17 protein-coding genes are annotated in these 26,467 nt (G+C 37.2%); 5 read left to right on the forward strand and 12 right to left on the reverse strand.

The window, feature by feature from the left end; translation table 11 throughout:
- From WG904_RS04995 to fucP, 7 genes are all read right to left on the reverse strand, one after another.
- The gene (locus WG904_RS04995; protein ID WP_339578192.1) at positions 1–3,360 is read right to left on the reverse strand and encodes a SusC/RagA family TonB-linked outer membrane protein; all 3,360 of its coding nucleotides are present in this window, start codon (positions 3,358–3,360) and stop codon (positions 1–3) included.
- A 184-nt stretch (positions 3,361–3,544) separates the two neighbouring features.
- Positions 3,545–4,663, reverse strand: a complete 1,119-nt coding sequence (locus WG904_RS05000; RefSeq protein ID WP_339578193.1) for a FecR family protein — start codon at positions 4,661–4,663, stop codon at positions 3,545–3,547.
- Between the two features lie 123 nt (positions 4,664–4,786).
- The gene (locus WG904_RS05005; protein WP_339578194.1) at positions 4,787–5,362 is read right to left on the reverse strand and encodes an RNA polymerase sigma-70 factor; all 576 of its coding nucleotides are present in this window, start codon (positions 5,360–5,362) and stop codon (positions 4,787–4,789) included.
- Between the two features lie 176 nt (positions 5,363–5,538).
- A complete protein-coding gene (locus WG904_RS05010; protein WP_339578195.1) occupies positions 5,539–6,327 on the reverse strand; it encodes an SDR family oxidoreductase in 789 nt (262 codons plus the stop codon).
- 175 nt (positions 6,328–6,502) lie between these two features.
- The gene (locus tag WG904_RS05015) at positions 6,503–7,360 is read right to left on the reverse strand and encodes a fumarylacetoacetate hydrolase family protein (RefSeq protein WP_339578196.1); all 858 of its coding nucleotides are present in this window, start codon (positions 7,358–7,360) and stop codon (positions 6,503–6,505) included.
- A 14-nt stretch (positions 7,361–7,374) separates the two neighbouring features.
- Positions 7,375–8,136: an SDR family NAD(P)-dependent oxidoreductase gene (locus WG904_RS05020; RefSeq protein WP_339578197.1), complete on the reverse strand. Its 762-nt coding sequence runs from the start codon at positions 8,134–8,136 to the stop codon at positions 7,375–7,377.
- Positions 8,137–8,243: 107 nt separating this feature from the next.
- A complete protein-coding gene (gene fucP / locus WG904_RS05025; protein ID WP_339578198.1) occupies positions 8,244–9,494 on the reverse strand; it encodes an L-fucose:H+ symporter permease in 1,251 nt (416 codons plus the stop codon).
- 100 nt (positions 9,495–9,594) lie between these two features.
- Between fucP and WG904_RS05030 the strand changes: the two genes are divergently transcribed.
- Positions 9,595–10,320 (forward strand): IclR family transcriptional regulator, encoded by a 726-nt coding sequence (locus WG904_RS05030; protein ID WP_339578199.1) that lies wholly within the window; start codon positions 9,595–9,597, stop codon positions 10,318–10,320.
- A gap of 124 nt (positions 10,321–10,444) precedes the next feature.
- Here WG904_RS05030 and WG904_RS05035 read toward each other — a convergent pair whose 3' ends face one another.
- Positions 10,445–12,661: a glycosyl hydrolase 115 family protein gene (locus tag WG904_RS05035; protein ID WP_339578200.1), complete on the reverse strand. Its 2,217-nt coding sequence runs from the start codon at positions 12,659–12,661 to the stop codon at positions 10,445–10,447.
- 2 nt (positions 12,662–12,663) lie between these two features.
- On the reverse strand, positions 12,664–14,028 hold the full coding sequence (locus tag WG904_RS05040) for a polysaccharide lyase domain-containing protein (RefSeq protein WP_339578201.1): 1,365 nt from the start codon (positions 14,026–14,028) through the stop codon (positions 12,664–12,666).
- A 143-nt stretch (positions 14,029–14,171) separates the two neighbouring features.
- On the opposite strand from WG904_RS05040, the gene uxuA reads away from it, so the two are divergent.
- Together uxuA and WG904_RS05050 are read left to right on the forward strand one after the other, a co-directional pair.
- The gene (gene uxuA, locus WG904_RS05045; protein WP_339578202.1) at positions 14,172–15,356 is read left to right on the forward strand and encodes a mannonate dehydratase; all 1,185 of its coding nucleotides are present in this window, start codon (positions 14,172–14,174) and stop codon (positions 15,354–15,356) included.
- Complete coding sequence (locus tag WG904_RS05050) at positions 15,356–17,500, forward strand: glycosyl hydrolase 115 family protein (RefSeq protein WP_339578203.1); 2,145 nt, start codon at positions 15,356–15,358, stop codon at positions 17,498–17,500. The genes uxuA and WG904_RS05050 overlap by 1 nt, the downstream gene beginning before the upstream one ends.
- A 55-nt stretch (positions 17,501–17,555) precedes the next feature.
- Here the strand turns inward: WG904_RS05050 and WG904_RS05055 are convergent, their stop codons facing one another.
- A complete protein-coding gene (locus WG904_RS05055; RefSeq protein ID WP_339578204.1) occupies positions 17,556–21,737 on the reverse strand; it encodes a hybrid sensor histidine kinase/response regulator transcription factor in 4,182 nt (1,393 codons plus the stop codon).
- 146 nt (positions 21,738–21,883) lie between these two features.
- On the opposite strand from WG904_RS05055, the gene WG904_RS05060 reads away from it, so the two are divergent.
- Together WG904_RS05060 and WG904_RS05065 are read left to right on the forward strand one after the other, a co-directional pair.
- The gene (locus WG904_RS05060) at positions 21,884–23,323 is read left to right on the forward strand and encodes a sialate O-acetylesterase (RefSeq protein ID WP_339578205.1); all 1,440 of its coding nucleotides are present in this window, start codon (positions 21,884–21,886) and stop codon (positions 23,321–23,323) included.
- A gap of 91 nt (positions 23,324–23,414) precedes the next feature.
- Positions 23,415–24,230 (forward strand): SDR family oxidoreductase, encoded by an 816-nt coding sequence (locus tag WG904_RS05065; protein WP_339578206.1) that lies wholly within the window; start codon positions 23,415–23,417, stop codon positions 24,228–24,230.
- A 3-nt stretch (positions 24,231–24,233) separates the two neighbouring features.
- Here WG904_RS05065 and WG904_RS05070 read toward each other — a convergent pair whose 3' ends face one another.
- Both WG904_RS05070 and WG904_RS05075 read right to left on the reverse strand, forming a co-directional pair.
- Positions 24,234–24,773, reverse strand: coding sequence for a DinB family protein (locus WG904_RS05070; protein ID WP_339578207.1), 540 nt, complete (start codon positions 24,771–24,773; stop codon positions 24,234–24,236).
- Between the two features lie 18 nt (positions 24,774–24,791).
- Positions 24,792–26,360: a hypothetical protein gene (locus tag WG904_RS05075; RefSeq protein WP_339578208.1), complete on the reverse strand. Its 1,569-nt coding sequence runs from the start codon at positions 26,358–26,360 to the stop codon at positions 24,792–24,794.
- Between the last annotated feature and the right edge of the window lie 107 nt (positions 26,361–26,467).

Consider the following 26,467-nt stretch of genomic DNA (forward strand, 5'->3'; position numbering starts at 1 on the left):
TTAAAAAGTTAAGTTAATTCCTATTGTGAAGGATTTTTGATTAGGATAATTCGTTAAATCCACACCAGGAGTTAACATACTGTGAGATATCGAAGATTCAGGATCATAACCTGAATAATTTGAAAAGGTCAATAGATTCTCTCCAGATATAAACATTCTACACCTCTCTATACCGAGGGATTTAATTAACTTTGAAGGGAGAGCATATCCCATCGTAAGATTTTTTAATCGCACAAATGATCCATCCTCAACTAACCAACTACTAATGTTGTTGTATTCTATACCTTGTTTATCCCAAGCCCAATTATCATTCGTTGGATTTTCTGGAGTCCAAGCATTCATTATTTCTTTTAACCCCCCAGCTAAATAGCCAGGTCTCCATAAAAAACTCTTATTTGCATTTAAAATTTCATTCCCAAGACTATAAGTAAATACCGCTGCTAAGTCAAAATTCTTATATACAATTTTATTTGTAAATCCACCAAAAACATCAGGCAATCCATTGCCAAGAATTGTTCTATCATATTTGGAATCAATAACTCCATCAGGTACTCCATTAGGTCCGTTAATATCTCTATACCTAGGTCCACCCACACTTCCAGAACCTCCAAATTGTGGTAGATTATTTACTTCATCTTGATTTTGATTTACACCATCATATACATAACCATACATAGAACCAAGAGCCTCACCTACTTTTACAATAAAAATTGATGTTTTATGAGACCAACTGCCGGTAAAAAATTGATCTGTTTCCGAAAGCTTTAGAACCTTTGTTGAAGGAAAGGAGATGTTAAACGCACTGGTCCAACTAAAATTTTTACTATTAAAAATTACACCTCTTAAATCAAATTCATAACCGGTGGATTGGATATCGCCAATGTTCGATACATAAGTTGAATACCCAGAATTAATTGGAATTGGTGCATTGAGTAGTAGATCCTGAGATTTCTTTCTATAATAATCGGCAGTAATATTTAGCCGTCCTTTAAAAAAACCCATGTCAATTCCTAAATCAAGCTGTTCATTTTGCTCCCACTTTAAGTTCTTATTAGCCATTGAACCCGGCATCAAACCCAATACTAATGCTCCATTATTTGAGACATTTGCGGTACTATAAGTACCTAAAGAGCGATAATTTCCTATTGAATTATTTCCTGTCACCCCATAACTTGTCCTTAATTTCAATTCAGAAAAAATATTTAACCCTTTAATAAATGATTCATTAGAAGCTTTCCACGCAAAAGCGAACGAAGGAAATGTCCCCCATTTATTATCTTTTCCAAGATTAGAAGAACCATCACGTCTCAAAGAAGCAGAAAGAATATATCTGTCTTTATAAGTGTAATTAACTCTACCAAATAAACTGGCAATTGAACTTTTTTCCCTACTCGATGAAGGATTAAAGATATCTACACCTAAGCCTATATTATTATAGCCTAAATTTTCAATGGGGAAATTTTGAGACTTAACAGAAAAGCCTTCATCCATCCTGGACTGAGCACTAAAACCTAGAAGAGTTTCAATGTTATGATCAGCAAAACCAATCTTATAATTAGCTGTTTGTTCAAATAGCCAAGAATTGCTCTCTCCATGGCTGATATTAGCTATCCCATTATAATTACGTCCGATACCAACATCAGAGGGTAAATAGGATTGATTTTCTGCACTACTTTTACTTAAAGAACCACTAGCCCTCAAGGTAAATCCTTTAAATGGCTTAAAATCAAGATAGTTGATGGTACGAAATGTTAGTGTTTTTTTCAGCGCATCATTTCCTGTAATCCATCTTAATGGATTAGTTGTGGTTTGTCCCGTTCCTACATCTGGATCAACATAGTTCACCAAATCATCTGCAGGACCTCCAGGAATATATGGACGAGCTCTTAATATAAAAACTCCAGCACTTTCTTCTCCACTTAGTGAAGGCCCATTTCGACCGTCTGTAGCATATGAAATGTTTACACCTGCCGTTAGTTTATCATTTATGTCGGTCTCTAGTCTTAATCTAGAATTTAATCTTGAATAGTCTGATCCAATAGCAATTCCATCTTGTTTAACATAACTAAGAGATGCTGCATACTTTGTATTCTTACTCCCTCCTGTGATTTGCAGATCGTGCATTGGCATTTTAGCGGTTCTATAAATATTATCCTGCCAATCAACAGCCGTTGAATCTATCCATTGATTAGGGTTTGCAAATTGATCTCTTTTATCCAAAGGTGCTAAAACCTGCTGTATTTTGGCGTAATCAACAATATTGATAGTTTCAAGTTTCTTGATAATAGTTGACATTGTTTGCCTTGCTGTATATGAGATGTTAATCTTACCATTTTTGGAACCAGATTTTGTAGTTATTATTACCACCCCATTTGAAGCCCTAGCTCCATAAATAGCTCCGGCAGAAGCATCCTTTAAAATATCTATCGAAGCAATATCTTGTGGATTCAAATCCAGGTTATCTCCTCCTAATTGAGGAAAACCATCTATCACATATAAAGGCTCATTTGAAGCAGATATAGAAGATCCTCCTCGAATTAATATAGTGCTAGCCTCACCAGGTCTACCTTCAGAAGCAGTTACCTGAACACCGGCAGCTAATCCTTGCAATGCACCATTAATAGAAGGTGTGTTAACTCTTTCAATAGATTCAGAACTTATTGAAGCTACAGAGCCAGTGAGGTCTTTTCTTTTTACACTGCCATAGCCAATTACTACAACCTGATCTAAACCAGTAGTGGATTCCTCAAGGACAATTTTAAGAGTTGTTTGATTACTTACAACAACTTCTTTTGTTGCGAAACCAATATAGGAGATAACTATTACAGCATTTTCATTCGCTACAGTTAACGAGAATTTACCCTCTTCATTCGTTTGCACTGAGTTTTTTGTGCCTTTTTCAACGATATTAACTCCTGGAAGCAAAATGCCCTTTGAGTCGGTTACAACACCTGTAATCTTCTTATCCTCTGCATTTTTCAAAGCTACTATCGGTTTTTCCTTAATTATAATAGCATTGTTTTGTGTTAATGTAATTTCGAGATTACCTTGAGTTAAAATAGAGTTCAGCAAGTTATTTGTCGTAATACTACCCTTTGCTACTTTTATTTTGGGGAAATTCTTAAATATTCCCTCCTCATAGAAAAATTTATACTCTGTTTGTTTCATGATGAGGTCAAATACCTCATCAACAGACAATAATTGTTCTTTCTCTAATTTGACCTTAGCATTTTGAGATACAACAAGATTAGGTGTAAAAGAGAAAATAGTTAAACAGAATAAAAATATGAATGCTTTCATAATAATAAGTGTTACCTTTTTTCCGATTGGAAAATAGCGTATTGTAATTTTTTTATTCATAAATTTGGTTTTATTGGTTAGTTAAATAATTAATAAAGATTCTAAGAGGATAGAGCTGAATACTTTCCACGGTTATGCTCTGTCCTCCTTTTTTGTTTATTTCATACGTTATTTTTAGGTTAACACTTGGTTTAAATATTTTATTAAAAGGAAATTTCTGTCGGTGATATTTTTAAAAAATTGACTATTTAATAAATATTGTTCTATTTTTTATTTCATAACTTTTAATTGTAGTCGATTTCATAATTGATAAAATCTCTTCGATATCCTGATCCCTACTCAAAGTACCTTTGAATTTTACATTTTCTAAATCCTTATTCTTAAAGACGACATCTACATTATACCATCTTGAGATCACTTTCATTATTTCTTTTAATGACATTTCCTTAAAAGTAAATAGTCCCTTAACCCATGAAATTTCCGGATTAACGTCTACAGTCTTAATCGTAATATTTCCGGATTTTAAATTTAGATTCGACTGCTGATTTGGCAATAAATTATGTTTAATAATACCATTGTCTAAAATAACCTTACCTTCAACCAAAGTGGTATATAGGTTGGAATCGCCTTTGTAGGCCTTAATATTAAATTGAGTACCAACAACTTTCACTACTTGAAATTGATTTAAAACTTTAAAATTGTCACCTCCATGGGCTGTACTGGGTGAAACCTCAAAATAAGCTTCACCATAGACCAGTTCAACGGCTCGGGTCTCGCCTGGAATAAAACTAACAGGGAACTTTAATTGGGACTCAGAATTTAACCATACCTTTGTTCCGTCGGATAACTTAATAAAGAACTTACCCCCTCTTGGAATAGTTAAATAGTTGTAAACAATTTTACTAGATTTTTCACTATTAGACCTGTACTCGATGTTTTCGCCGCTACTTTTAGCGTTTTCTGTCTGATAAGCACTTCCTTTTCCTAATGCGAATTCAGACCCATCCTCTAATGTTAAAATTGCTTTATCGCTACCAGGATGAATATCAATAGGCATGGTGTTATTTTTAGCGACTTGGTCTTTCCCCTTATCTTTAATTGCATAAAAGACACCAGCCACTAAGAAAAGAAGTATGGAAGCAGCAATTGAAAGTCGCTTGAAAATTTTTACGCCCCTTTTTGGCTTTATTTCAGCCAGAAGACGATTTAACATTGCATCCTTGATGGCCTTTTCACTGTCAGGAAACTCGGCGCTTCTATCTGCTTTTTTCCTATACCATTCCAATAGAGTTTTCCGCTCCTCGTCACTAGCTACTCCTTCTCTATACCTTTTTATTAGGTAGTAAATAGTATTTATATTCAAAACTGTTTATAATTTGGTTGTTATTATATAGGTACCCCAAACAAGATCCATCCCTACATCTATTGAAAAATAATTTCAATTTCTCACTAATAAGAAGACCGTTTTAGTAGGTGTTATTAAATATTACAGATGGAAAAGAATGAGATATAACATCCAATGTTCTTTTAATTCATTGCGTATAAATTTCAGTGCTCTAGTAAGATTAGCTTCTACTCCTTTTTCTGAAATGTTCATTTTTTCAGCTATTTCATTATTTTTCAGGCCATCAATACGACTGAAAGAAAAAACCAGACGGCATTTTTCTGGCATCTCCTCTACAATGTGATTGATATATTCGTTTAAAAATAACGCATCCATTGCAGCGTCCTCATAATGAACATCTTGAAATATATAATTCTTGTTTAAAAGCTCGGATTTTCGATACTCTCTTTGATGAAATTTAAAAACACTGAACTTTATGGCAGTTGCCAGATAAGCTGAAATATTCTGAATCTCCAAAGTTGCTCTTCTTTCCCACAGGGAGATAAATACCTCATGGACCATATCTTCTGCTTGAGCGCTCTGACTACTGTGGTTCCAAGCGATAAGCAACATTTTTTTCCAATAACGTTCATAAATTTCCGTAAAAGCATGATGATCATCTCTTTTTAAAGAAGATGCAAGCTGTTCATCAGAATATGCTTTGTACTTTGACATCATTTTTTAAAGTCTTATTTTAAAATAAGGTAAATTCACTAAGTTTGTATTTAGCAGTTCCCCATTATTTAAATGAATTATCGGCATAAATCTAACCAAAAAACTTAAGCTTCTCGGTCTATGCCACCGAGCGCCAAACGCTAGGCGTTGGAAACTCAATTCGCTCTTTATATTATAATTTAAGCATTTGCTAAAGCTCGGTCCAAGTGCACATAACCTCCGTCTACGTGTAAAATCTGACCAGTAGTATGGCTAGACTTTTCGCTCAACAAAAAGGCTACTGTATTGCCTATTTCTTCAATGCTTGTCATTCGGTTTTCAAAAGGAATGTTAGCGGTAATCTTTTCCAACATTTTTTTAGGGTTCTTTAATGTAGTAATCCAATTCTCGTACTGAGGCGTCCAGCATTCTGCTACAACAATAGCGTTCACCCTTATTCCATATTTTAGAAGTTCAACTGCCCATTCTCTGGTAAGTGCATTTCTTCCGCCGTTTGCTGCAGCATAAGCAGAAGTATTTCCTTGTCCGGTTTCGGCAGTCTTGGAAGAAATATTTACAATATTGCCTTTAGATTTTTTTAGTTCAGGTAAAGCATAATGAGCCATTAAGTAATAATGCAAGAGGTTTCTATGTAAGCTTAAGATGAAATCTTCATAATTTCCATTTTCCAATCCTACACCATCATTTAATCCTGCATTATTTACTAATGCATCAATTTTTCCAAATCGCATACTTACCGAATTAACAGCTTCTTCACACTGCTTAGGATCTGTTAATTCTGCTTCCACACCAAAAGCTTTTCCTCCTAATTTCTCTATTCTATCAATCGCTTTTTGATTATCCTCTTGTTTACGACCAACAATTACGGCGACTGCTTCTTCATTTGCAATTGTTTGCGCAATTCCAAAACCTATTCCCTTTGCACCACCTGTAATAATGATGACTTTATCTTTTAACTGTAAATTCATAATATGTTATTCTAATTGGTACCGGTAAATTGCATCCCAGCTCACTCTTGTCCTGTCAACATTGACCTAGAATTAAAGCCCATTGTTGCTCAGAGAATTTCTAAAAGTGAAAATAAGTCTTCACGCATAAAATTATCCATTGACGCCACTATTGCATCAGAAATACTGATGGGTATCAACCTTTAGCATAAGCTATTACTGTTTGCCTTGCTTCACCCAAACCATCAATTCCTAACTCAAGTACATCACCTTCCTTTAAATAACGTGGCGGCTGAAATCCAAGACCCACACCATGAGGTGTGCCGGTAGAAATGACATCGCCCGGCAAAAGCGTCATAAACTCACTTATGTAACTAATAATACTAGGAATGTTAAAAATAAAATCATCGGTATTTCCGTTTTGAACCATTTTACCATTCAGCTTTAACCAAAGACGTAGGTTATGGGGGTCGGCAATCTCGTCCTTTGTAACCATCCAAGGGCCAAGTGGTGCAAATGTATCGCAACCTTTTCCCTTTGCCCATTGCCCACCCCTTTCCAGTTGAAATGCCCGCTCGCTAACATCATTATGTAAAACATAACCTGCCACATAGTCCATTGCTCTATCCTTAGGAACGTAGCTGGCTTTGCTACCCATAACAATTGCCAATTCAACTTCCCAATCGGTTTTAAGAGAATTCTTCGGAAGCATAATCGAATCGTTTGGCCCTACTATTGAAGTGGATGACTTTAAAAATATAATCGGTTCGGATGGAACTTGTGCACTGGTTTCTTTAGCATGCCTTGCATAATTTAAACCGACACAAACAATTTTTGAAGGTCGTCCAATTGGCGGGCCTAATCTTTCATCTTCTCTAATTATTGGCAAGCTACCTTTGCTCAGTTCTATGAAAGTAGTTAACCTACGTAAACCATTATTGTCAAAGAACTTCTCATCGTAGTCTTCGCCAAAAGCAGACGTATCATATTTTCTTCCCCCAATTACAACACCTGTTTTCTCGTTTCCAGTTACTCCATATCTGATTAGTTTCATCGTCTGTTTACATCTTAATTGTTTAACTTTATAAATCCTCCATCAATTGGATAATCACAACCTGTAATAAACCCAGCTTCTTCAGAACATAGGTATAAGGCCAATGCTGCTACTTCTTCAGGTTTTCCCATTCTGCCAATGGGTTGGCTTTTAGAAAGCTTTTCGAAGATTTCTTCCTGATGGTCTGGATAATTTTTGGTGATGAAACCATCTACAAATGGGGTATGAATTCTTGCCGGAGATATACTATTGGAACGTATACCATCTGCCATATAATCTCTAGCAACAGACATGCTCATGGCATAAATTGCACCTTTACTCATCGAATAAGCAAACCGATCACAGATCCCGACCAAAGAAGCTATCGATGCGGTACTCAAAATCACACCACCCCCCTGATTTTGCATGAGTGGTAAAACCGCATAAAAGCAGTTGTATGCTCCTTTCACATTTACCTGGTAGACCTTATCGAAATCCGCTTCTTCGGTAGATGCTGCTTTCCCGATATGTGCTATACCTGCATTGTTAATAAGAATGTCGATTTTACCGATTTTTTTAAAAATCTCTTTAACTTGCTTTTGGTTTGCCACATCACAGTTATAAGCATATGAATAACCGAAAGCATTAATTTCATTAACGGTTTCATCTGCAGAATTTTTATTCAGCTCAAGAATATGCACCACAGCTCCTTGTCTAGCAAATAAAATAGAGATGGCTTTTCCAATGCCACTTCCACCTCCTGTTATTACCGCCGACTTTCCTTTTAAACTAAACACGCTACTATTTTTATTTATTAATTATAAATTCGCACCCTGTTCCAAGAAATAAAATCATCCCGATTCAATTTTATTGCCTTTGGAATCAATTCTCCATTAATTATATTTCATCTTGCTTTTACCTCTTTATGCCCTATAACTCCAAATAAAAAGATAACCAGAAAACAAGCTAGTGGGACAATATAACCCATTTGTATATTCTGCGTAACATCGCTAATATAACCGAATAGCGGAGGCAAGATTGCACCACCAACGATTGACATGATGATTAAACTGCTCCCAAATTTTGTATCACCTCCTAAATTTTTAATCCCTAAAGAGAATATAGTGGGAAACATAATAGACATGAAAAACGCTATGCCAATAATGAGATAAACGGCAATAACACCTGATATAAACATCGCCATAAACGATAAAATGGCGCAAATGAGACTGTAAATAACCAAAAGTTTAACTGGCGATATAAACCTCATAAAAAATGTTCCTACGAAACGTCCAACCATGAATGCCATACCCACTCCAAAACCTGCGTAAGTTGCTGCTTCCATTTCGTTTATTCCAGTTGCTTTTGTAGCATAAAGGATGAAAAAACTAAACACACAAACCTGAGCACCCACATAAAAAAACTGTGCCGCAACTGCCCAACTTAAATGGCGATGCTTCAAAGCTTGAAACACATTACTTACTGATGAAATGCCGCTACCTTCTTTAATTTCAGGTAATCTCATAAAATAAAAGACGATCGTAATAAGAAGGATTATGCTTCCCAAAACGAAATAAGGCATTTTCACGCTTGATGCTTCAGCTGCCAAGGCCACCTCTCTTGAATACGCGGTCATCGCCCCCAACGTATCACTTGAATTCCCTTTAGTAAGGATGATCTTTGCCCCAATAATTGGAGCTAATGTGGCGGCTAGTCCGTTAAATGATTGTGCTAAATTTAATCTCTGTACTGCTTTTTCGGGCGGACCTAAAAGTGAAGCATACGGGTTTGCCGCTGCCTCTAATAGGGTTAACCCGCAGGCAATTACAAATAGAGACAGTAAAAAAAAAGTGTATAATTGTGTATCTGCAGCAGGAATAATTAAATAAGAACCGATCGCAAAAAGCAATAATCCCATTAGAATTCCCACTTTATAACCGTACCTCTTCATAAGGGCACCCGCAGGTAATGCCATTAAAAAATAAGCTATAAAAACAGCAGAATCTACCAACGATGCCTGTAAAGTAGATAAGCTAAATGCTTTTTTAAGATGGGGAATTAATATGGGATCTAAATTATGTACAAAACCCCACATAAAAAATAGTGAGATGATCATAATAAAAGCGAATTTGCTTGATGCTTTATTTTCAGCCATTAGGTGAGGAAATACTTACATTCAAAGAAAATAATTATTTTATTATAAATCAAAAACTTTATATTATGGAGTTTTTAATTTATTAATTCTACCTTTGAGTATGATTCAAGTTTTAAATAGGGCAATCGACATCCTCGAATATGTAGCTGAAAATGGCGATGAGCCCAAATTGATGGGAAAAATTGCTAAGGATTCTAATCTGAACTTAGGCACCTGCTCCAATATTGTAAAAACTTTAGTAGAGAGGAGGGTTTTAAAAAAGGCAGAACATGAAAAAGGGTATATCATAGGCGATCTGATTTCGGAAGTCAACAATGGAAGCTTAGGTTATAAAGCTTTAATGATCCAAGCTATCCCAGTTTTAAATAAGGTTACAAATGAAATAAACGAAAACAGTTTAGTTGCCATCCTAAAGAATGACAAAAGACAGGTTATTGTCAATAAATTCAGTAATCATCTGATTCAGGCCACCACACCCGAAGAAAAAATGGCTTATGACTCTTCAACAGGAAGGTTGCTCATCGCGTTCTTACCAGACAGAGACATCCAGTTTTACCTAAAAAAACATGGTTTACCACCTAAAGAAGTTTGGCAAAAAGCGGCATCAAGAATTGGATTTTTTGATCAGATAGAATTGATTAGAAATCAGAAATTTGCACTAATTGAAGATAGTGTTCAAGTTGTTGGTATTGCGGTTCCAATATATAAAAATAACAAAGTCATAGCTAGTTTCAGTATCTATCTGCCCTCTTTTAGGTTCAATCAGGAAGTTAAATCTAAAATGATCGAATTTGCAATCGAGGCTGGCAAACTTTTGTCTAGTTAGCTGCCTTTTGGTTTACTAACTTTATCAGTTCAATCGCTCTAATCCATTTTCTACGTATCGATTGATCTGTTGAATACAAAGAGTGGCCTACCTAAGATTGCGCTCCATTGCATTTTGTGATACCCTAATACGTTGCTTTAATCTTCTCGGCTTCCTCCAAGTAAGTGCTCCAAAGCTTGGCCCCTTCAATGTTATGGCCAATGGCAACTCGTTGTCTTATTGGCGATTCCGATCCCCCATTAGTAATAAATTCTCTTAGTTGCGTATAGGAACGGTGAATATTAAATGGAGAAATGGTTGTTCTGATCCAAGTTGGAATATACCATTTGTCGAACGGTGGCCGTTCTGCCCTTAAAATCTCTACTTCTAATTTCTCTAATGGAAGCATCGCCTCAGCAATTAAATTCCATGCTATATGATCATCCGGTGAGTCTAATGCCTTTAACAAGAGTAAAGCGGCTTGTGTTGGGCGTTGATCTACACGTAAACCAAAAACCACATGTTCGAAAAAGAATTGCTGTTGTGCTCTGGTTAAGGTTGGGAGCAGCTTATCAATAGTTTCAAATGCCGCTTCAAATTTAGCATTTCTACTTTTGAGTACTGCTAATTTGGCCGGGTCTAGACCATTGGTGGGCTTATTTGCAAACCTCGCATGTAAATTATCTAAAATTAACTCGAACTGTGTTGCGCCAAAATACGTTTTTTCTGAGCTGTCGATGAGCGCATAATAATCTTGATAAGCACGCAAAAGATCCTCATTTTCTCCGAAATATTCCCTCGTCCACCACTTTAAATAGGCCTGATCAGGTAAAGGTTGATTGAGCACAGCTGGTGCATTCCAACAAATATCGGCAATCATCCTTGCTTCCATTACATGTTCCCGAAACTCAGATACATTTACCAACATAAACGCTGTAGCGTTCGCATCTACTATACGCTTAAATTGTTCAACTACCCTCGTAGGTGTAACCACATGCGTTCCTTGCTTGGTAGGTGCGCCACCATAGTAGGCCAGATGATAATAAACACCATGCTTCCACCTGTCTTTCCCTGTTGGTAAATCTCTCATTATGCCATCGTTATTATCAGGCCACACTAAAATTACATCTTCGGGTACGTTAAAATCATCAGGGTGTTTTCTGTATTTCTCTAACATCTCGGTATACAAGGTGAAATGAAATACAGGAGTTTCATGCGTTTGCGTGAGTTCTTTTACCGTTTTTACCTGTGCATCTATTGCCTCTCTAAACACGTTGGCTTGTTCCTTTTCGGGAGTATCTTTCGGAAATTCGTACGCATGATCATCGGTTCCACGCAAACCAACTGGCCAAACCGCTTGTATTTCTTTGTTTTCTTCAACACCACCTCGCCAATACTTGATCATATTTTCTTTTTTTGCGAACCAATCCCATTCTGTGCTCACTCCTCTTGTTTCTGCCAAATGAAACCGTTCAATTCCGAATGGATTTGAAAGTAAAATATCGTAATGATGCGAAGTATAAAATAGTCCCCAATCGCTTGCGCATTTTTGAACTTCATACCGTCTATGTACACGTACATACGGTGCAACCATATTCATACGCAAACGTAAAGCCGTTTCAAAAAACCGTTGATACCATATTAAAGGCACATCGCCTATGCGTAAAGGATAACCATACCTGTCGAACGGACGAGGCAGCACATCTTCATCATCATGAAAAAAACCACGGTATTTTATGGTTGGAGAATCAGCAAAATAATCTAGTTTCACTACCGTTAATTTAGCGTGTTTTTCAGGCTCATAACCCGTCCATAAATAAAGTGGGTCTACACCTAAGCGTTCGCTTAAGGTATAGACAGCATAAGCCGTTCCTCTAAAATCGGAACCCACTAACCAAACTGTATCGTTTAAGGCAAGGATATGAAACGCCTCCCTTTTGTTATTTAACTGTGATGATTTTATTTCTTCTGGAAGTGTTATATTACCAAAAGTGGTTAAAATTATTGCCTTTTGATTTGCACTTTTTGTATCGTTTATTTTAGGTTCATTACCGCAAATCTTATGTAAATCATTTGCTAAAAATTTAGCGGCTTGTTGTACTGCAGAATTTTCATTTTTAGCAACTACGATTTCGCAACGACTAATGTCGATGTCTCCCAATTTTGCTTCGCCGTTTCTAAGCCACGAACCTCTAATTCTTCCAGCTATTTTTACTTCGGCTTTGCTATCAGCACTTTTATAAAATGTCCTTTTTGCGGTTGGCGATGCGAAGAGTTCAGGCAACCCAATCGTTAACAAGCTTAAGGTGGCAGCACCGTTTTTTAGGAAATTTTTTCTCGAAATTTTATTCTTTTCGCTCATATTTAATTTGACGGAAAATCATATGCACCTATACTCGGTTTCTTTGAGAGTGGGTACCCATCTAAATCGGATGTATACCCTAATTTTAAGCCCTTTCCTCTTGCTGGTGAATTTGGCTGTAATCGGAAATTCCTATTTTCAACATCTAAAAATAAGGGATTGGCTACACGATCTCCTACTCCAGCGCTAATGCCTATGGGATTTGAATTTTCTCCTCCGAAATAAAGATTATTGCTTCGCTGTTGTTCGCCAACGGCAACTCTAACATGTCCTAAAACTGGTTTAACTGGACCAAAAACACCTAAATCGGATGCCAAATAGAAAATATTGTTCTTTACTGTTAAAAATGTTAATTCTGGATTAAATGTCCAAAAAATATACCGATCTACATTTGGCTCACGGGTTCGAATTACAGTGTTGTTAAATACATTAACTTTATATCCACCACCCCCAATAAACTGGTTCCGATCATCACTTAAATTATAGGCAACGGTAATGCTATCCACTCCACGGGCTGCAATCTCTAAAAAGCCATGGTTATTTCTCGAGGTGTTATGATGGATATTAATGTTATTGGCTTTAAAATTATCATCCACACCATCGAGTTCAATTACGCCCCCATCAGAACCATAAGGACCGCCATAAGCGCCATAGTTTTCGACCCTGTTGTAAGCGATTTCATTATTCCCCGACACTATCATAATGGCAATTGGGCCCCAAGAATAGGCCATCATTGTGCTGGCATCGTGCAAATAATTGTGGGTAACTAAATTGTTCTTGCCTTTAACTTTTATACCAACTGGGGTGTTAAAAAATTCGCAATTTTTAACCACATTGTGATGTGTGTTTAACGCTAAATACACAGCACCTAGCTTCTGTACATTTTTTGTGGTTTTATCTGAACCTGGTGGATTCGTATTATTATGGAAATAGAATCCATCTATAATGATATAGTTTCCCTCTATTCTAAAAATATTACCACTTAAAACGGTCCAATCGGGGTTTGTAAACGCAGGGGCAGTACCTGCACCATACTTTTCGAAAATAGGAGTTAATGCTGTTCGAGGAGTTTTAATAATTACATCGGCTCCTACGCTATAGGTTGAGAAAACGATGGGTTTATCGGAGGTGCCGGAACTTGTAAATACGAAACCGCCCCTATAGCTCGATCCCTTTGCAAAGAGAATACTATCGCCAGGCAAAAATTTATGTTTTTCGAGGTTAACTAAGCTTTTCCAAGGCAACTCTTTTGTGTTACCAGCATTGATATCGTTACCTACTTTATTGTTGATGTAATAGTTAGTTGCATTTGTGTTTTTAAAAAAGAGCATTAATGGCACACACAGATAAAGCATTGATTTCGTCATACTACATTTTGTTGGTTAATAAAGATATGGGAGTATTTTCTATGCCATTCAGTTATTTCGTGCAAATGTGCAGGTTGATTGTTACTACAGCTGTCTTAGTAATATTATCTTATTAAATTGCAACATAAACCAACAAAATTAGCATGCAAGATTTAGCTCAAACCTTTCGCTGGTTCGGCCCGAATGATGAAGTAACCTTAGCCGATATTGCACAAACCGGAGCAACTGGAATTGTTACCGCCCTACATCATATTCCTTGTGGTGATGAATGGCCTTTAGAAGAAATTCAGAAACGCAAAAAAATAATTGAAGATGCAGGGTTAACCTGGTCAGTCGTAGAAAGCGTTAACATTCACGAGAGCATTAAAATTGGAGCGCAAGAACGCGATAAATACATCGAAATTTATATCAAATCCTTAAAAAACTTGGCAGCACACGGATTAAATGTGGTGTGTTATAACTTTATGCCTGTTTTAGATTGGACTCGTACCCATTTAGACTATCGATTGAAAAATAATGCGAGTGCTTTACGCTTCGATGCCATTGCGTTGGCCGCGTTCGATTTGTACATTCTAGAGCGTGAAGAAGCCTTTAGAATCAATTCGCCAGCACAGCAGGCCGAAGCAAAAAATTACTTAGAAAGTTTACCCGCAAGCGAAATAAAAACCTTAACCAATACCATTATGGCCGGTCTGCCCGGAACGGATGAAGTGTTTACTGTTGAGGAATTTAGGCAGCATTTACAGCGTTATTCAAAAGTTGATGCACAGAAACTCAAAGAAAATTTATCTTATTTCTTAAATGCCATTATCCCTTCGGCACAAGAAGCAGGAATAAAAATGTGCATTCACCCCGACGACCCACCGTTCCCTATTTTAGGCTTGCCACGCGTGGTTTCAACAGAAGCCGACTTGGCAGATGTAGTAGCTTTTGCACCCTCAACAAGCAACGGAATTACTTTCTGTACAGGCTCTTTAGGAGCTAATGCTGCAAACGATTTACCTGGAATTATTGAGCGTTTAGGTGCGAATATCCACTTTGTCCACCTAAGAAATGTTCAGCGCGAGGCGGATGGAAGTTTCCATGAAGCAGAACATTTAAGTGGGAGCACCGACATGTATGCCGTGATGAAAAACATTATTTTAGAACAGAAAAAACGTGAAAAAGCAGGTAGAACTGATGTTGCCATTCCGATGCGTCCAGATCATGGACATAAAATTTTAGACGATTGGCACAGAAATACCTACCCCGGATATTCAATTATTGGGCGCTTAAAAGGTTTGGCAGAATTACGTGGACTCGAACTCGGCATTAAACGCTCGTTATAATGTTAGACAAAAAATGCGTCATATTGTTACTGCTTTGCAGCCTAAATTGGAATACCTCTTTTGCGCAACAAATTGATGATCGTCCTGCTGTTAGCGTTACTGCAACCACTACCATTTTAATTGATTCGGCTGAAAGTGGCCCGATAATAAGAGCAGTCCAAGATTTAGTTAGAGACCTTAATAAGGTTTTTGGTACAGCTCCAAAAGTTATTCATACGTTAGCCGAAGTCAACAAAAATGTTCCGCTTATCGTAGTGTCTTGCAAAGGCATTTCTACCCTACCTTTTCGTACTTCGAAAATCAATGAATTCGAGTCGCATTTAATAACCACTACAAATGCCAATGGAATAAAAGCAGTAGTTTTACAAGGCGCCGATATGAGGGGAACGATATATGCCATTTATTCCTTCTCTGAAAAATATTTAGAAATTCCACCCTTGTGGATTTGGGCATCATATGAACCAATTAAGAAAGCAAAAATCTTAATTCCAGAAAAAACATACCTTTATTTTCCCTCTCCAAGCGTAAAGTGGAGAGCGTGGTTCCCAAACGATAAAGATTTACTATCGCCTTGGCAAGCAAAAAATGCAGAAAATTACGATGCAATTTTCGAAACCATGCTCCGCTTAAAACTGAATACCAGAGAAGGATATTTGATCGACCTCGGAGGCTGGAATACGCCATATACCGCAAGTAAAGAAGCCTTATACGTAAGAGACCGTGGATTAAAAATCAGCTTTACGCATACCGCTCCATTTGGCGCTACGTTTACAAATTGGGAAAGGTATTGGACAACTACTAGGCACTTAAAGAAAGCACCCCCTTTACTGCTTAAAAACGTAGATGCATTGAAAGAATTTTGGACCTACCATATCGAAACCATTAAACGTGCAAAGCTAGACGTAATTTGGCAAATCGGATTTAGGGGTTTGGGCGATAAGCCCTTTTGGCGCAAAACATTTGTCGATGCGGTTGATGAACCCACCGAAGATAAAGATCGAGCAGCCATCATCAATTCGATGTTGGCACTGCAAATCGCTTTACTTAAAAAAGAAACCGGCGAAGCCAATCCATTAATGAAGTTAACCATTTATAACGAAGCGTCCGACTTTTTAGCCAAAGGTTTATTGAATTTACCTGATGAGCCCAACCTAATCCTCAATTATGCCAATGTACGGGGCGATCATTATCCGCCAGAAGAAATGCAAAATTTTGATCAAAAACTTGCTCAAAAACCAATTGGTTATTATTTAAATTTTCAATTTACAGGAACTGGATCCCATTTAGTTCCAGGCGAAGGTCCTTGGAAAATGGAACAGAGCTATCGATATATCGCTCAAAAAATTAAAAAACCCGTAGCATTCTCGGTGGTAAATACCGGAAATGTCCGTGAACATTGTTTAGAGCTGAGTGCCAATGCTGCAATGATGTGGAATTACGCTTCGTACCAAACCGATGCTTTTCTTAAATCGTATTGTGAAACCTATTATGGGAAAATGCATGCCGATGAAATAGCTAAATTATACAAGGATTATTACTACGCCTTTTGGTTGCCACGCAAAAGCGACATACCAGGATTCGATAGGCAATATGTGTTTCAAGATTTGAGATATGCTAAAGGTTTAACACAACTTATCACCTTATGGGATTGGCCCTATTTGGCGAATCCTTTTAATGATAAAAACAAAGGCATTGGTGGTGCAATGGCAACAGATGGCAAACAGTTTAGTATTGTTCCGGCCGATAATAATGCAAAAAACCAAGTCGACGCTGCTATTATTGGAACACAAAATTCTGCAAAAAACTTCGAGTTAGTACTAAGCAAAGCGGATGCACTTTATCAAAAATTACCCGTTAAAGAAAAGCTGTTTTTTAATGATGAGTTACGTATTCCAGTTCAATTTATGAAAGAAGCGAATACTGCATTTTACAACCTGGTAGAGGGCTATAGAGATAAGCAATTAGGCAAAGGTACGGCAGCGAAAATGCATGTGCTGAGCGCCTTCGAATCTATCCGGCTTTTAAAAGGAATTAAAGCAAAAAGCAATCACGATCGGTTTAGCGCTTGGTCTGTTCCAGAAAAAAATTTCGGAATTGACAGCATTCAGAATAATCTTTCGAACTTATTAAAAAAATTAAATTAGTTGCATATTTTACCACATCGACACATAGCTATGTGCCGATGTGGTTAACCGAAGCCTATTTTCCCTTTTCGTTAGCATTACTGGCAAACTCTTTTGGTGTAAATCCAAACTCTTCTTTAAAGCATCTTCTAAAATAATCGATGTCTAGAAAACCTACCATGTAGGCTACTTCATTTACGTTTAATTTATTCTGCTCTAACAATTGCGCAGCCCTTTTTAAACGCACACTACGAATAAATTCAACAGCGGTTTGATTGGTTAAGGCTTTAATTTTTCGATACAACGTAACTCTGCTCATGCCTGCTTCTTTTCCCAGTTCTTCTACACTTAAGCTGGGCTCGGCAATGTTCTTTTCTATGAAATTCATAATGCGATCTAGGAATTTTTCGTCAGGCGAAGTGATGGCCACGTTTTTAGGTTGTAACGTAATTTCTTTACGGTAACGGTCGCGCAATTTTTGCCTAGAGTCTAATAAATTCCAAACTCTCGCTTCTAAAATGGTTAAGTTAAACGGTTTGGTAATGTAATCGTCGGCACCTGTTTCTAACCCTTCGATATTAAAAATAAGTGGTGTACGAGCGGTTAATAAAATAACGGGGACATGGCTGGTTCTTGCGTCTGTCTTTAATTTGCTACATAAGGTTATCCCATCCATTTCTGGCATCATTACATCGCTAATGATCATATCGGGAACCAACTCTAGTGCTTTCTCCAAACCAATAAGCCCATTAGCAGCGGTATGAATGTCGAATTCATTTTCGAAATGCGACGATACAAAATCCAATACCTCTGGATTATCTTCTACTACCAATAAGATTAGCTTTTCCTTATCTGCAGCGCTTAAAACGTGTTGTTTTCTTTTCTCGATGGCAAGTCTCGATGCTGCCGAAATTTCGGCCTCGCGATAGCCTTCAATGTTCTCACTATCTTTATAATTGGCAATGATATCATCCTCTGATAAGTGATTTCTTCCGATAGGCAAGGTAATCGAAAACACCGTTTTTCCATCTTGTTTTGGCGTAGCCACCGTACTCTCTACCTGAATTTTCCCTTTATGCAACTCTACCAAGCCTTTCGAAAATGCAAGGCCGATTCCCGTTCCAGAAGCATTAATTCCTTTATCATCAAAATGGTTAAATTGTTCGAATATTTTATCTATTTGGTGAGGAGCAATACCTATTCCATTATCTTCTATTTCTAGGATTAAAAATTCAGCAGGAAGTAGGTGGTGAGGCCGAATGCGAACGGTAACTTGCCCACCTTCATTAGTAAACTTCAAGGCATTAGACAACACGTTATAAACCACTTTCTCTAATTTATCGCGGTCAAACCAAAGGCGAATACGCTGTTGTTCGGTTATCAACTTTAAGCGAATTCTGCGGTGGTTAGCATACGATTCGAAGGCCATTACAATTTCTTTCACAAAACGTACAATGTTTCCTTCAGCAGCTTGCAACGTCATATTGCCTGAATCAAACTTTCTAAAATCGAGCAACTGATTAATTAAACGAACCAATCTTTCCCCATTTCGCTGAATAAGGCGAAGTTGATTTTGGGTTTTATTGTTCCCCTCGTTTACACTGATCAGTTTATCAATTGGCGCTAGAATTAACGTTAATGGTGTTTTAATCTCATGAGAAATATTGGTAAAGAAACTTAACTTTCGCTGTGCGAGCTCTTGATCTTTTTCATGGCTCCTATTTTGGAAATCAAGTTCTTGCGTAAGTTTACTTGTTTTAACCAGATAATAATAAATAAAGTAGAGTACAGAGCTAATTCCCAAAAAGTATAATGCATAAGCCCACCATGTTTTCCACCAAGGTGGTAAAACTATTATACGAATGGCTTTAATTTCGTTGGTCCAAATGCCGTCATTATTGGCTGCCTTAACCTCAAAAGTATAGGCCCCTGCATCTAAATTGGTATATGTTGCTGTTCGCTGATTGCCCACCATGTGCCAATCATCATCGTAAAAACCTTTTAACTTATATTGGTATTGGTTCTTTTCTGGGTTGATAAAATTGAGGGCTGCGAATTTAAAGGTGATAAAAGCTTGGTCGTAGCTAAGTGTAATGGTATCGGTTTCTCCGATAGGTTTCTTTAAGGGCGAATTTTCCTCACCAATTGGTACATCATTGTTTTTGATCAAGAAATCGGTTATTACCACCTTAGGTTTAAACGTATTGTAGATAATCTTATCCGGGAAAAAAGAGGTTAGACCGTTAATTCCACCAAAAAATAATTCACCGTTTGCACCAGTTTCGGCAGCGTTAGAGGTAAACTGATTGCTTTGCAAGCCGTCCTCAACCGTATAATTCATTATGGTTAATTCATTTTTGCTAAAAGGAAATTTAAACACCTTAAAAATAATTTTCGATAGGCCTTTATTTGTACTTACCCATAAATTTCCACTTTTATCTTCTCGAATAGCATGAATAACGGCGTTCGAAAGCCCTAGATTAGTAGAAATAGCGTAAAAGCGTTTAGAAGACTTATCGTAATAGCTTAGTCCACCCCCTTCTGTACCTACCCACAATCTATTTTTCGAATCGCTAAATAAGGATAAAATGGTGTTATGTTGAATGCTATAGACATCATCTTTATGATGCAAAAACTGTGTAAAATTATTAGATCGGGCATTGTAGTAGTTTAAGCCTCGCTCGGTTCCTACCCATAAATTATCATCCACATCTTTCAAGATAGAAAGCACAATATCACCGCTAATGCTGTTTTTATTTTTAGCATCATGAAAATAACTGGTAATTTTTCCTTTAGGGTCTCTAAACTTGAGCCCTCGGCCATCCGTTCCCAGCCATAATCCATTAGCGGCAACCACTAAGGCATACACCTGCTTATTCTCGGGCTTATCGTCATTAACCGTAATTTCATAATTGGTAATTCTGCCCGATTTAACATCTAAATAACTCAGGCCATCATACGTTCCAATCCATAAATTACCTTTTTCATCTTTTGCTAATGATTTTACAATGTTCTGCTGAACACTGTTGATGGTATAGTTTTTAGTAATCGATTTTTTTCGGTCGATATAATTAAGCCCACCGCCCTCAGTACCCACCCAAAGTGCACCATTGTCGCTCAAGACAGAACTTACCACACGGTGTGTTAAACCTACTCTACTGCCCGATTGTTGCCCTAAATACGAAAAGTTATTTCCGCCAGAAGAGAAAAAATTTAAGCCGCCAGCATAGGTTCCAATCCAAATGTTTCCGGCTCGGTCTCGTAGAATAGTACGAACCGAATTATGGCTTATGGCTTTTGCGTCGTAAGGATTATACTTATAATTAGTAAAGGTATTTGTACTGGTGTTTAAAATGCTTAACCCATCTCTTGTACCGATCCACATTTCTGTAGGCGAATAGGAAAAAAGGGTCCGTACAATATTTACGGGTAAGCTATTTTCATTATTCAGATCGTGTTGGTAATGAACGGTCTGGTTAGCCCCTAAATCGTATCGAAAAAGACCAGCACCTTCCGTTCCGAACCATAGCTCACCATTTTTACTTTGTCTGATAGCGCGTACATTTCCCTTCCTCAGTTGCATGTTCTTTTCGAGTGCCAAAGGCAGATTCAGGGTATTTTTTGTAGCAGGGTCAATCCGCTTTAAATCATTTCCGATACTTACCCAAAGCGTTTTGCTCTCATCTTCAAAAATGGTCTGCACCCGATTGCTTACTGCAATGTTTTGTACATCGGTTTTTATGGTATAATTCACTACTTTTTTGGCGGCATAGTCGTAGCGTTTTAATCCTCCAAAGGTGCCAATCCATAAATTACCGCTGCTATCATAAAATATTGCTGAAATAAAATCATTAGACCCTGTTTCGGTATTGCTTCCTGTGCTAATTCTTTTAAACGTTTCGGTATGTTTATCATAAAGATTTAAGCCATCAGAAGTGCCAATCCAAAAATTTCCTTTCGGATCTTCGAGCATTGCGTTTATTTGACTGTGACTTAAGCTTTTTGGATTATTATTTTCGTGCTTAAAAATAGTAAAATCGTAGCCGTCGTACTTATTTAACCCATCTTCTGTTCCCACCCAAATAAACCCTGTTTTGTCTTGCATGACGCAAAAAACGGTGTTTTGCGAAAGGCCTTCGTTTATGGTTAAATGTTTAAAGTTTAATTGATTTTGGGCATAAGAAGAGCTTACTCCTATTGATAGTAGTAAGAATAAAGAAAGGGCAATGCCGAAAAGCGGTTTTAACTTGTCGCTCAAAATTGAAGGTTTAAATTTGGGTAGCTAAATATACTAAAAATTCGCCCATAATGGCAGTATTAACGTTTTAGCCGCTATTTCTGATACATTTGTCATGTGGTTCGGCCTCAATTAAACTTACCTTTATTTATCAAAGCGTATATCTTATGAGCTTACCTAAAATTAGTTACCTCCTTCTTTTTTCAATCTTTTATACCTCATTCTGTTTTGCTAAAGTCTCGTTGCCGAGCATTTTTAGCAACCACATGGTTTTACAGCAGAAAAGCAAGGCTGCTTTATGGGGTAAAGCAAAATCAAATGCTACAGTTATCATCATCCCTTCATGGGATAAAAAAACCTATACCCTAAAAACAAATGATGATGGAAATTGGAAAGTAAATATAGCTACACCAACAGCGGGAGGGCCCTTCGAGATCAGCTTTGATGATGGAGAAAAGCTAAAGTTAAATGATATTTTAATTGGCGAAGTTTGGGTATGTTCGGGTCAGTCGAACATGGAGATGCCCTTAAGAGGCAATTCCTCTCCAATTCTAAATGCTTCCGAAATTATCATGAATGCCGATAACTCGAAGTTGAGATTATTTAGAGTTGGTAGAGCCACATCAGCAGCACCTGTAGCCGATTTAAAAGGGAACTGGATGCCTTCTACTTCAGAAACTGCTCGCGAGTATAGTGCCTTAGCTTTTCAATATGGACAAATTTTACAGAAGAAGTTAAACGTTCCGGTAGGGATTATTTTATCGACTGTTGGTGGCACTACCGTGGAAGCGTGGATGAGTAATGGTAGCCTAAAAGATTTTCCAGAAGTTAAAATTTTATCTAGTTTAACAGAAGTTAAAGATCAGCATAAATATGCTACCACACTTTTTAATGCAATGATTGCTCCACTTGTTGGCTATGGCGTTAAAGGCTTCTTATGGTTTCAAGGCGAATCGAACCGACACAATCCTGAACGCTATGAGCTCTATTTTCCGGCAATGGTGGCCGACTGGAGAAAACAATGGGGATTAGGTGAATTGGCCTTTTACTATGTGCAAATTGCACCTTACGATGGCAAGGATAAAACCCGTAGCGGTCCAAGATTGCGCGAAGCGCAGCTAAAAGATTCGAAGATTATCCCAAATAGCGGAATGATTTCGGCACTCGATGTGGGGATGGATAACGACATCCATTTTATGGATAAAACTACGTTAGCGCAACGTGCTTCGTATTGGGCGTTAGGACAAACGTATGGCATTAAAGGCATAGCCTATAAATCTCCAGAGTTAAGTAGGATGAAAATTGATAGCGAAAAAGCGGTGTTGACATTTGATAATGCCCCCTATTTAACCTCGTATAGGAAGCCATTAACCTTATTCGAAATTGCGGGAGAGGATAAGGTTTTTTATCCAGCAACGGCAACGCTTAAAGCAAACCAGGTTACTGTACAGAGTGATAAAGTAACGAAACCTGTGGCGGTAAGATATGCATACAAAGAATTTGTGAAGGCAGAATTATACAATAATGATGGTTTACCGGCATCGTCGTTCAGAACAGATACGTGGAAATTGCCACATGAAACACATCAAAACAAATTGAATAGATAAAAAGTAAATTATAAATGCTAATTTAACCACATAGATACATAGGCTAGATAGGTATGTTTTCTATGTGCCTATAGGGTAAAAAAATAAAATAATGAATAATAATTTCTCTTTAAAAGACAAAGTAATTGTTGTAACAGGCGGGACAGGAATAATTGGAAAATCGTTTATAAAAGGCATCACCGAAGCAGGTGGAACAGTTGGGATTTTAGGCAGAAATGAAAAGGTTGCTAACGAAAGGGCCAATGAGATCCTTAAAAATGGAGGAAAGGCTATTGCCTTAATTGCAGATGTGCTGGATGAAAAAGCATTGGAAAGGGCCAAGGATAAAGTTTTAGCTGCTTTTGGTAGAATTGATGGCTTAGTGAATGCCGCAGGCGGAAATATTCCAGAAGCCATTATCATGAAAGATGATGATATTTTCGGAATGAACATAGATGGGATGCGAAAGGCAATGGAACTTAATTTATGGGGAACGTTAATTCCTACACAGATTTTCGGTAAAGCGATGCTTGATGCTGGAACCGGCAGCATTGTAAACATCTCTTCTATGAGCTCAAAGCGAGTAATTACTCGAGTTTTAGGCTACAGCATGGGCAAGGCCGCGATTGATTGTTATACGCAATGGTTTGCCGTAGAATTAGCCAATCGATTTGGTGATAAAATAAGGATGAATGCGATTGCACCTGGGTTCTTTTTAACTGAACAAAATAGGGCGCTATTAACCAATACCGATGGCTCGTACACAGACCGCGGTAATTTAGTACTTAAGCAAACGCCATTTAAACGTTTTGGCAATACCGATGAATTAATTGGCGCTTTGCAATGGCTATTGAGTGATGCATCGGCGTTTGTGACGGGAACGGTGATTAATGTTGATGGGGGGTTTTTTGTAAACAGCGGGGTTTAAGCTTTACCAACCCACATAATCAGGCGGCTTGATGCCATTTAGACGAAGATATACAATAATCTGACCAACATGATGCGCTTGATGATCATGGAGTAACACCAAAATCTGTCGCTTAGATTTAGGACCAGCGAAAAATTTAACTTTTGTGTTTAAATCGGCGCTAGCCAGGCTTAATTGAGCAGACAACCCTTTATTATATGCTGCACTTAGTAGGGCTATAACTTCCTTTTTTGTTTTGGTAACGGTATCTTTTTTAGTAATTTCTGGTGAGGCACCCAAGTAACTCGTAGATAGCCATTCGATATTTTGGGCAATATGCAGTAATTGCTCTCTAAAAGACATCTCTTCTGGAACTGGTTTAAAGCTATATTTATTTTCTGGCATCAACTCAGCCATTTTTAGGGCATACGTTTTGGCATTCGCCCATTTTTCTATTAATTGCACTTGTAAACTATCCCTCGATTGGGAAAAAACAAGGTTTGGTAAAATTATCAAACAGCCAACCATTACAAATATCCTTACTCTCATTACATGTGTTTTCATCTTATTTAACAGTTAAACTTATGGGACGAGTTGTTTTTGTAAGACATTCCCTAGTTTGTCATAAGTAATTAACAAAGCAGGCTTTTCTTTATTATAGGGTATTTTTATGCTTTCCCCAGCAGGTACAAGCGCTGTAAAATAAGGAATATTTTGCCAATAATCTTTATCGTTCTTCATTTCTTCCTTATAAAATAAACTTATTTGCACCTCATTCCCAAAACGATTTTGATAGTTAAATTTTTCTTTCCAAAGTGATGGCTGTTCTAAATTGTTATTTAAAAGAAAATAATCTACAGATGCACTATTCTTAATTCCATTTAGTTCACTTTTACTAAGCAGTTGATAATTAGCTATGCTGTTCTTCCGGTAAAGATTAAAATGGGTTTGGCTAATGGTTAAGGGATTGATGTGATAAAGTTCTTTAAAGCGAGCGGCCATCCATTTTCTACCAGTAGATGTGGGGTCCTCTAAAATGTGATCAATACCTGCAATAACCACTACTTTAGCCTGTTCATTAACACCAATTGTTTTGCCGTATAGGTTTTCGGCCTGCCCCAATTCTCTGTCTTTACTTGTATTCTCGTTTTCATACGCTACAAAACGGAAACCGAGGGCTTTTGCTTCACGCAACAAATTTCCGTAAGTCTGTTCCCGCGTATAGAAGCCCGTTTTTAAGGTAGGATAAGCCCCAGGCTCATTCAATAAGCTATCGTAAGGTGCAGATAGTGCTTCCAGAGCCAAATGTGTATACCCAACAGACCTAAGCTTAGGCAATATAGCCAAAATAAAAGAGCGATGATTGGGATAGAAATGATTTTCATTGATCATCACCACATTGGTTAATTTAGCTTTGGCTATGATGGTATCCAACATGGCGTCTTCAACTACTAAATTCTTTTTAATGATGCTTACAATACTATCATTAGGTTTAAAAGAACCTTCGATCTGATGAATTAATTTTTCATAAAAAGGATTGTTGCCTAAAAATGAAGAAAATGTTAATTGCATCTGTAATTCTAAGCTATTGCCTTGATTTTTAGGCATTGGAAACTGCCTAATCTCTGTAAGGGCTTTCAAGAAGGTATTAGACGACATCGACTTATTTACGATCGACATTACTGAACCAGTATCTTTCATATAATCGGAACCAGATTTTAGGCTCCCGTATATCTTTTTCAAATCTGCTTTTAGGGAGGCTCCCTCAGGGTTATTCGCATGAATTCCTAAAAAATGCAGGTTAAATTGGTTGATAAGAGTATCTGCTATTATTTTATTCTTTTGGGGTTTCTCCTTCTTACTTCCAATAGTTACTAAAAATTGATACGATGGGTCGGTGGTTTTTCCATACACCAAAATAGGATTAGTTGTTTTGATCCCTTTTAATTTCAGATCGTGTTTGATCAACGGCTCAGCAATCACATAAGTAATATCTGCAGGCGTTGTAATATGCAATTGCAATGAGTCGTTTAAGATATGTGTATTAAAATTCTGAAGATATCTATTATATGCTGTTAAATTGCTTATTTTAGTTTTACATGCACATACACAACACAATAAAATAGAAAAAAGCAAGAAATTCCTTTTCATCATATTCAAAATTAAGTTAAAATTAAATCGATTAAAAATCTGATCCTTTTAATTTTGTGGGAATTAGTGAAAAAGAAGGCTAATTTATTCTAAATTTGATTCCTACA

Origin of the sequence: Pedobacter anseongensis (assembly GCF_037482965.1) — a bacterium.
GTDB lineage: Bacteria > Bacteroidota > Bacteroidia > Sphingobacteriales > Sphingobacteriaceae > Pedobacter > Pedobacter anseongensis.

Excerpts from the sequence above, each read along its gene's own strand:
- WG904_RS04995 (WP_339578192.1), bottom strand. The coding sequence starts at position 3,360 with ATGAATAAAAAAATTACAATACGCTATTTTCCAATCGGAAAAAAGGTA.
- WG904_RS05005 (WP_339578194.1), bottom strand. The coding sequence starts at position 5,362 with ATGATGTCAAAGTACAAAGCATATTCTGATGAACAGCTTGCATCTTCT.
- WG904_RS05010 (WP_339578195.1), bottom strand. The coding sequence starts at position 6,327 with ATGAATTTACAGTTAAAAGATAAAGTCATCATTATTACAGGTGGTGCA.
- WG904_RS05015 (WP_339578196.1), bottom strand. The coding sequence starts at position 7,360 with ATGAAACTAATCAGATATGGAGTAACTGGAAACGAGAAAACAGGTGTT.
- fucP (WP_339578198.1), bottom strand. The coding sequence starts at position 9,494 with ATGGCTGAAAATAAAGCATCAAGCAAATTCGCTTTTATTATGATCATC.
- WG904_RS05030 (WP_339578199.1), top strand. The coding sequence starts at position 9,595 with ATGATTCAAGTTTTAAATAGGGCAATCGACATCCTCGAATATGTAGCT.
- WG904_RS05035 (WP_339578200.1), bottom strand. The coding sequence starts at position 12,661 with ATGAGCGAAAAGAATAAAATTTCGAGAAAAAATTTCCTAAAAAACGGT.
- WG904_RS05040 (WP_339578201.1), bottom strand. The coding sequence starts at position 14,028 with ATGACGAAATCAATGCTTTATCTGTGTGTGCCATTAATGCTCTTTTTT.
- uxuA (WP_339578202.1), top strand. The coding sequence starts at position 14,172 with ATGCAAGATTTAGCTCAAACCTTTCGCTGGTTCGGCCCGAATGATGAA.
- WG904_RS05050 (WP_339578203.1), top strand. The coding sequence starts at position 15,356 with ATGTTAGACAAAAAATGCGTCATATTGTTACTGCTTTGCAGCCTAAAT.
- WG904_RS05060 (WP_339578205.1), top strand. The coding sequence starts at position 21,884 with ATGAGCTTACCTAAAATTAGTTACCTCCTTCTTTTTTCAATCTTTTAT.
- WG904_RS05065 (WP_339578206.1), top strand. The coding sequence starts at position 23,415 with ATGAATAATAATTTCTCTTTAAAAGACAAAGTAATTGTTGTAACAGGC.
- WG904_RS05070 (WP_339578207.1), bottom strand. The coding sequence starts at position 24,773 with ATGAAAACACATGTAATGAGAGTAAGGATATTTGTAATGGTTGGCTGT.
- WG904_RS05075 (WP_339578208.1), bottom strand. The coding sequence starts at position 26,360 with ATGAAAAGGAATTTCTTGCTTTTTTCTATTTTATTGTGTTGTGTATGT.